This is a genomic window from Mesorhizobium captivum, from assembly GCF_033977165.1.
GTDB lineage: Bacteria > Pseudomonadota > Alphaproteobacteria > Rhizobiales > Rhizobiaceae > Mesorhizobium > Mesorhizobium captivum.
The window spans coordinates 21,747-27,922 of sequence record NZ_JAVIJB010000064.1; the positions used below are offsets into that span (position 1 = coordinate 21,747).

The following is a 6,176-nucleotide window of genomic DNA, read 5'->3' on the forward strand; positions in this document are numbered from 1 at the left end:
GGGGACGGACGATGAACGACAAGGCAAATCCACCCAAAAACAGCGGCGGCGAGCGCAAGGACCGGCTCGCCGAGGCGTTGCGCGCCAACCTGCAGAAACGCAAGGCGCAGGCGCGTTCCCGACGCGCCTGCGACGCTGATAAGCGGCCTGAGGGACTGCCGTCTGCTGGAAAAATGCAAAAAAAGTAACTCAAATCAGCCACACTGGCCGACCACACTTGGTCCACAGGTGGGGAAATCCTATTTCTTGAACCGCATCGGCCAATAGTCTAGAGCCGGACATACTCAACCGATTAAAACCGGCCCGTCCGGGCCGAGGGGACGTTCTCTCATGGATCGCATCAGAATTGTCGGCGGCAACAAGCTTGCCGGAAGCATTCCGATCTCGGGCGCCAAGAACGCGGCGCTGCCGCTGATGATCGCCTCGCTGCTCACCGACGACACGCTGACCTTGGAGAACGTGCCGCATCTGGCCGATGTCGAGCAATTGATCCGCATCCTCGGCAACCATGGCGTCGACTATTCGGTCAACGGCCGGCGCGAGAAGCAGCAGCGAGGCTATTCGCGCACCATCAATTTCTCCGCCCGCAATATCGTCGACACCACCGCGCCTTACGAGCTGGTGTCGAAGATGCGCGCCTCCTTCTGGGTGATCGGCCCGCTGCTTGCCCGCATGGGCGAAGCCAAGGTGTCGCTGCCCGGCGGCTGCGCCATCGGCACGCGTCCGGTCGACCTGTTCCTCGAAGGCCTGCAGGTGCTGGGCGCCGAGCTCGACGTCGACACCGGCTATGTCGTCGCCAAGACCAAGAACGGCCGCCTCGTCGGCAACCGCTACGTGTTCCCGAAAGTGTCGGTCGGCGCCACGCATGTGCTGATGATGGCGGCCGCGCTCGCCAAGGGCGAGACGGTGCTGGAAAACGCCGCGCGCGAGCCTGAAATCGTCAACCTCGCCGAATGCCTGATCGCCATGGGCGCCAGGATTCACGGCGCCGGCACCTCGACCATCACCATCGAGGGCGTCGAGGCGCTGTCCGGGGCGCGTGTGCGGGTCATTCCGGACCGCATCGAGACCGGCACCTATGCCATGGCGGTGGCGATGACCGGCGGCGATGTGATGCTGGAAGGCGCGCGGCCCGACCTGTTGCAGACCGCGCTCGACGTTCTTGTCGAGACCGGCGCCGAGATCACGCCCACCAACGAGGGCATCCGCGTCAAGCGCAACGGCGCCGGCATTGCCCCGGTCGATGTGACGACCGCGCCCTTCCCGGCCTTCCCGACCGACCTGCAGGCGCAGTTCATGGGCCTGATGACGATGGCCAAGGGCAAGTCGCGCATCACCGAGACGATCTTCGAGAACCGCTTCATGCATGTGCAGGAGCTTGCCCGCCTCGGTGCCCACATCACGCTTTCCGGCCAGACGGCGATCGTCGACGGCGTCGCCAAGCTCAAGGGCGCGCCGGTCATGGCGACCGACCTGCGCGCCTCGGTGTCGCTGGTGATCGCCGGCCTTGCCGCCGAGGGCGAGACCACCGTCAACCGGGTCTACCACCTCGACCGCGGCTTCGAGCGGCTGGAGGAGAAGCTCTCCGGCTGCGGCGCGGTGATCGAGCGGATTTCGGGCTGACGCTTCGCCGCATCCGTTTCGGGCGAGTTGCACCGGCGGGAAAGACCCACTAGAGCGTGGTTGATCTCGATTTAGTCGAGCTCGACACGCTCTAGAATTTTGTTTGAGCATGATCTTTGCCGAACCGCAGGTCAGCGGAAGCAAAAACCGGTTTCCACTTTTCGGGATCATGCTCTAACAGAAGCTTGAACCGTCAACCTCCAGGTGCGCATTCCGCATGGCCGCTCTCAAGCTCATCGCGCTCGACGACCAGGATCTGAGCATCGTCTCGGCCCATGTCCAGGACGCCGTGATGAAGGTCTCCGACCTCGAATACCTGCCGGCGGCCAAGCGCTTCGTGCTGACCATGAACCGTTTCGTCTGGGAGGCGAAATCCGGTTTCTTCAGCCACAACGAGCGGCGGCAGAGTGTCCTGCATTTCGACCGCGTGCTCGGCGCCAAGACCAGCGGCATTCAACGCGACAAGCCAGCGGAGGTGCTTTCGCTGCTGGCGGTCAGCTTCATTGCGATCAGCAAGCCGGCCGGGATCATCGAGCTGGTGTTTTCGGGAGGCGGCACGATCATGCTCGACGTCGAGTGCATCGAGGCGCGGCTCGCCGATATCGGCGGTTCCTGGGAAGCTACCTCGCGACCCGTGCACAGGACCTGAGCCCGCACAATGGCCATCACGCTTAACCAAACCGACGCCGATTTCGAGCAGCGTTTCTCGGCATTCCTCACCACCAAGCGCGAAGTTTCGGCCGACGTCGAGGCCGTGGTGCGTGACATCATCGCGCGCGTGCGCACCGAGGGCGACCAGGCGCTCATCGACTATACGCTGAAATTCGACAAGGCCGATCTCGGCAAGCTCGGCATCGCCGTGTCCAGAGACGACATCGCCAAGGCCTATGCGGCGGCCGACCCCGCCACGGTCGAGGCGCTCAAATTCGCGCGCGACCGCATCCGTTCCCACCACGAGCGGCAGAAGCCGAAGGACGATCGTTATACGGATGCCGCCGGGGTCGAGCTCGGCTCGCGTTGGACGGCGATCGAGGCCGTCGGTCTCTATGTGCCGGGCGGCACGGCGAGCTATCCGAGCTCGGTGCTTATGAATGCGGTGCCGGCGAAAGTCGCCGGCGTCGAACGTATCGCGATCGTGGTGCCGGCATCGGGCGGCGTCATCAATCCGCTGGTTCTGGTCGCGGCCGACCTCGCCGGCGTCTCCGAGATCTACCGCGTCGGCGGGGCTCAAGCCGTCGCCGCGCTCGCCTACGGCACCGAGACGATCAGGCCGGTCGCCAAGATCGTCGGACCGGGCAATGCCTATGTCGCCGCCGCCAAGCGCCAGGTATTCGGCACCGTCGGCATCGACATGATTGCCGGGCCTTCGGAAGTGCTGGTCGTGGCCGACGCCGAGAACGACCCGGACTGGGTCGCCGCCGATCTGCTCGCCCAGGCCGAGCATGATGCGTCGGCGCAGTCGATCCTGATCACCGACAGTGCCGAATTCGGCAACGCGGTCGAGCAGGCGGTCGAGCGCCAGCTCAAGGCCTTGCCGCGCGCCGAGACGGCAGCGGCAAGCTGGCGCGATTTCGGCGCGGTGATCCTGGTGCCGGCGCTGGAGGCCTCGCTGCCGCTGGTCGACCGGATCGCTGCCGAGCATGTCGAGCTCGCCTTCGACGACGCCGAGAACTTCCTTGCCAGGATGCGCAATGCCGGCGCCGTCTTCCTCGGCCGGCACACGCCGGAAGTCATCGGCGACTATGTCGGCGGCTCCAACCACGTGCTGCCGACGGCGCGCTCGGCGCGCTTCTCGTCTGGCTTGTCCGTGCTCGATTTCGTCAAGCGCACGTCGATCCTGAAGCTCGGCCCGGAACAGCTCAAGGCGCTGGCGCCAGCGGCGATCGCGCTCGCCAAGGCGGAAGGGCTCGACGCGCACGCACGCTCCGTGGCGATCCGGCTGAACATGTAGCGATGTCCGGCCGCCACCAAAACCGCGACAGGCTGATCGACGTCGAGCTCGACGAATCGATCGGACGTTCGACGCCCGATGTCGAGCACGAGCGGGCGGTGGCGATCTTCGACCTCATCGAGGAGAACAGTTTTCGGCCGGTCAACGACGATGGCGCCGGTCCATATAGGCTGAAGCTGTCGCTGGCCGAGCAGCGCCTGGTGTTCGCCGTCAGCCGCGAGGACGGCGGCGACGTGATCACCCACATCCTGTCGCTGACGCCGCTGCGGCGCATCGTCAAGGATTACTACCTGATCTGCGAAAGCTATTACGAGGCCATCCGCTCCTCGACGCCCAGCCACATCGAGGCGATCGACATGGGCCGGCGCGGCCTTCACAATGAAGGCTCGCAGACGCTGATGGACCGGCTCGCCGGCAAGATCGAGATCGATTTCGACACGGCGCGCCGGCTGTTCACGCTGGTCTGCGTGCTGCATTGGCGGGGCTAGATCAGGATGACGTTTCGTTGAATCGCCATCCTGATCTAACTCTTTGTTGGAGCATGATCTTCTCCGAAAACCGGTTCCCACTTTTCGGGATCGTGCTCTAGTGCTGGCCGGGTTGCCGCATTCGATCCTGTTTGTGTGCGGCATGAACGCCGTGCGCTCGCCGATGGCGGAACAGCTGGCGCGACGGCTGCTGCCCGCCACCACCTTCGTCGCCTCGGCCGGTGTGCGCAGCGGCGAGCGGGATCCCTTCGTCGACGCCGTGCTTGCCGAGGAGGGCCTCACACTCGGCGAGCGTCAGCCCAGAACCCTGGACGAGCTGGAAGACGACTATTTCGACCTGATCGTGACGCTGGCGCCGGAAGCGCACCACGCCGCGCTCGAGCTCACCCGCTCGCTCGCCGTCGAGGTCGAGTACTGGCCAATGCCCGACCCGACCGACACCGGCGGCACGCGCGAGCACATCATGGCCGCCTACCGCGATGTGCGCGAGCGGCTGAAAGCGCGCATAAGCCGACGTTTTTCGCTTCCAGAAGCAAAAAACGCGACGGATTAAGCATGTTCACAAGCGGGCGATTATCATATAGGTTCCGCCGCAAATTCCGGCCGGAGTCGGATGATTTCCGGTCGGTTCGGCCGGAAATCATCCGACTCCAGATCAAAGAAGTAGAGCATGATGTCGTCCGAAAACCGCTTGACACTTTTCGGCATCATGCTCTAGGCGCCGGAACCGCCATCCAAGCAAAGGTATCGAATGCCGAAGGAAGAAGTCCTCGAATTTCCGGGCGTGGTCACGGAACTGCTGCCCAATGCGATGTTCCGCGTGAAGCTCGAAAACGAACACGAGATCATCGCCCACACGGCCGGCCGCATGCGCAAGAACCGCATCCGCGTGCTGACCGGCGACAAGGTCCTGGTCGAGATGACGCCTTATGACCTGACCAAGGGCCGCATCACCTACCGCTTCAAGTAACAGTCTGGCGCGAACCGCGATGAGCATTCTGCAGAAGCTCGTGCTTGCCTCGGGTTCGCCGCGCCGGATCGAACTGTTGCAGCAGGCCGGCATCGAACCGGACCGCGTGCTGCCCGCCGACGTCGACGAGACGCCGCTGCGCGCCGAACATCCGCGCTCGCTGGCGAAACGCCTCTCCAAGGAAAAGGCCGAGAAGGCGCTGACCTCGCTGAAGAGCGAGGACGACTATGGGCCGGCCTTCGTACTCGCCGCCGATACGGTGGTGGCGGTCGGGCGGCGCATCCTGCCCAAGGCCGAGACGATCGACGACGCCGTGAATTGCCTTGGCCTGCTTTCCGGCCGCTCGCACCGTGTCTACTCCGGGATCTGCCTGATCACGCCGGGCGGCAAGCTGCGCCAACGGTTGGTGGAAACCAGGGTCCGCTTCAAGCGGCTGCCGCGCGAGGAGATCGACGCCTATGTCGCTTCCGGCGAATGGCGCGGCAAGGCCGGCGGCTATGCGGTGCAGGGCCTCGCCGGCTCCTTCGTCGTCAAGCTGGTCGGCTCCTACACCAATGTGGTCGGCCTGCCGCTCTATGAGAGCGTGGCGCTGCTTTCCGGCGAGGGTTTCAAGGCGCATCGGAACTGGCACGTCGCGCGCCCATGAGCCCGGACGACAAGGTTACTCCGCTCCGACCGAAGCGGCCCTGCCCCGAATGCGGCAAGCCTTCCGCGCGCGAGCACTATCCATTCTGCTCGGCGCGCTGCAAGGACATCGACCTCAATCGCTGGCTGAAGGGCGCCTACGTCATCCCCGGCCGCGACGATGAGGAAGAAGAGGACGACGGCTCGAAGCAAGGCCCCTCGCCCAAGGACGAGCCGTGAACGCGCGCGGCAATTAGCCGTTTCCCGCGATTTTTCTTTATCAACACCTAAGCGCTGGACAGGCCGAATTCCCGTGCTATAACCCACGCGCTTTCAAGGGGCGCCGCCCGGCGCTCTGGTGAAACCCGGCGGGCGATCCCGTTAGCCGGCACAGGCCCAGATAGCTCAGTTGGTAGAGCAGCGGACTGAAAATCCGCGTGTCGGTGGTTCGAATCCGCCTCTGGGCACCATCCCCTCTTCTCCCGACATTCCCTCTCGCCGAAGCTTCGACGCTCAAGTC

General features: G+C 64.5%; 9 protein-coding genes and 1 tRNA gene. All 10 read left to right on the top strand.

All coding sequences use genetic code 11. The annotated features are described in order from the left end of the window. Positions 1-11: 11 nt before the first annotated feature. The 10 genes from RFM40_RS31520 (at position 12) to RFM40_RS31565 (ending at position 6,126) form a co-directional block, all read left to right on the top strand. Positions 12-188, top strand: coding sequence for a hypothetical protein (locus RFM40_RS31520; protein ID WP_320278921.1), 177 nt, complete (start codon positions 12-14; stop codon positions 186-188). Between the two features lie 142 nt (positions 189-330). Beyond that, positions 331-1,623: a UDP-N-acetylglucosamine 1-carboxyvinyltransferase gene (murA, locus tag RFM40_RS31525; RefSeq protein ID WP_320278922.1), complete on the top strand. Its 1,293-nt coding sequence runs from the start codon at positions 331-333 to the stop codon at positions 1,621-1,623. A 217-nt stretch (positions 1,624-1,840) separates the two neighbouring features. Then, positions 1,841-2,272, top strand: a complete 432-nt coding sequence (locus RFM40_RS31530) for a DUF2948 family protein (protein ID WP_320278923.1) — start codon at positions 1,841-1,843, stop codon at positions 2,270-2,272. A 9-nt stretch (positions 2,273-2,281) separates the two neighbouring features. Continuing rightward, the gene (gene hisD, locus RFM40_RS31535; protein WP_320278924.1) at positions 2,282-3,574 is read left to right on the top strand and encodes a histidinol dehydrogenase; all 1,293 of its coding nucleotides are present in this window, start codon (positions 2,282-2,284) and stop codon (positions 3,572-3,574) included. A 2-nt stretch (positions 3,575-3,576) separates the two neighbouring features. After that, positions 3,577-4,062 carry a UPF0262 family protein gene (locus RFM40_RS31540; RefSeq protein WP_292372091.1) on the top strand — a complete coding sequence of 162 codons (486 nt, stop codon included), beginning with the start codon at positions 3,577-3,579 and terminating at the stop codon, positions 4,060-4,062. 100 nt (positions 4,063-4,162) lie between these two features. Then, positions 4,163-4,615: an arsenate-mycothiol transferase ArsC gene (locus tag RFM40_RS31545; RefSeq protein ID WP_320218832.1), complete on the top strand. Its 453-nt coding sequence runs from the start codon at positions 4,163-4,165 to the stop codon at positions 4,613-4,615. Positions 4,616-4,813: 198 nt separating this feature from the next. Beyond that, positions 4,814-5,032 carry a translation initiation factor IF-1 gene (gene infA / locus RFM40_RS31550; protein WP_006200926.1) on the top strand — a complete coding sequence of 73 codons (219 nt, stop codon included), beginning with the start codon at positions 4,814-4,816 and terminating at the stop codon, positions 5,030-5,032. Positions 5,033-5,051: 19 nt separating this feature from the next. Next, positions 5,052-5,678 (top strand): Maf-like protein, encoded by a 627-nt coding sequence (locus RFM40_RS31555; RefSeq protein WP_126102026.1) that lies wholly within the window; start codon positions 5,052-5,054, stop codon positions 5,676-5,678. Further along, complete coding sequence (gene yacG / locus RFM40_RS31560; RefSeq protein WP_059187618.1) at positions 5,675-5,896, top strand: DNA gyrase inhibitor YacG; 222 nt, start codon at positions 5,675-5,677, stop codon at positions 5,894-5,896. The genes RFM40_RS31555 and yacG overlap by 4 nt, the downstream gene beginning before the upstream one ends. 154 nt (positions 5,897-6,050) lie before the next feature. After that, positions 6,051-6,126, top strand: a tRNA-Phe gene (locus RFM40_RS31565). The last annotated feature ends 50 nt before the right edge of the window (positions 6,127-6,176 follow it).

Excerpts from the sequence above, each read along its gene's own strand:
- RFM40_RS31520 (WP_320278921.1), top strand. The coding sequence starts at position 12 with ATGAACGACAAGGCAAATCCACCCAAAAACAGCGGCGGCGAGCGCAAG.
- murA (WP_320278922.1), top strand. The coding sequence starts at position 331 with ATGGATCGCATCAGAATTGTCGGCGGCAACAAGCTTGCCGGAAGCATT.
- RFM40_RS31530 (WP_320278923.1), top strand. The coding sequence starts at position 1,841 with ATGGCCGCTCTCAAGCTCATCGCGCTCGACGACCAGGATCTGAGCATC.
- hisD (WP_320278924.1), top strand. The coding sequence starts at position 2,282 with ATGGCCATCACGCTTAACCAAACCGACGCCGATTTCGAGCAGCGTTTC.
- RFM40_RS31540 (WP_292372091.1), top strand. The coding sequence starts at position 3,577 with ATGTCCGGCCGCCACCAAAACCGCGACAGGCTGATCGACGTCGAGCTC.
- infA (WP_006200926.1), top strand. The coding sequence starts at position 4,814 with ATGCCGAAGGAAGAAGTCCTCGAATTTCCGGGCGTGGTCACGGAACTG.
- RFM40_RS31555 (WP_126102026.1), top strand. The coding sequence starts at position 5,052 with ATGAGCATTCTGCAGAAGCTCGTGCTTGCCTCGGGTTCGCCGCGCCGG.
- yacG (WP_059187618.1), top strand. The coding sequence starts at position 5,675 with ATGAGCCCGGACGACAAGGTTACTCCGCTCCGACCGAAGCGGCCCTGC.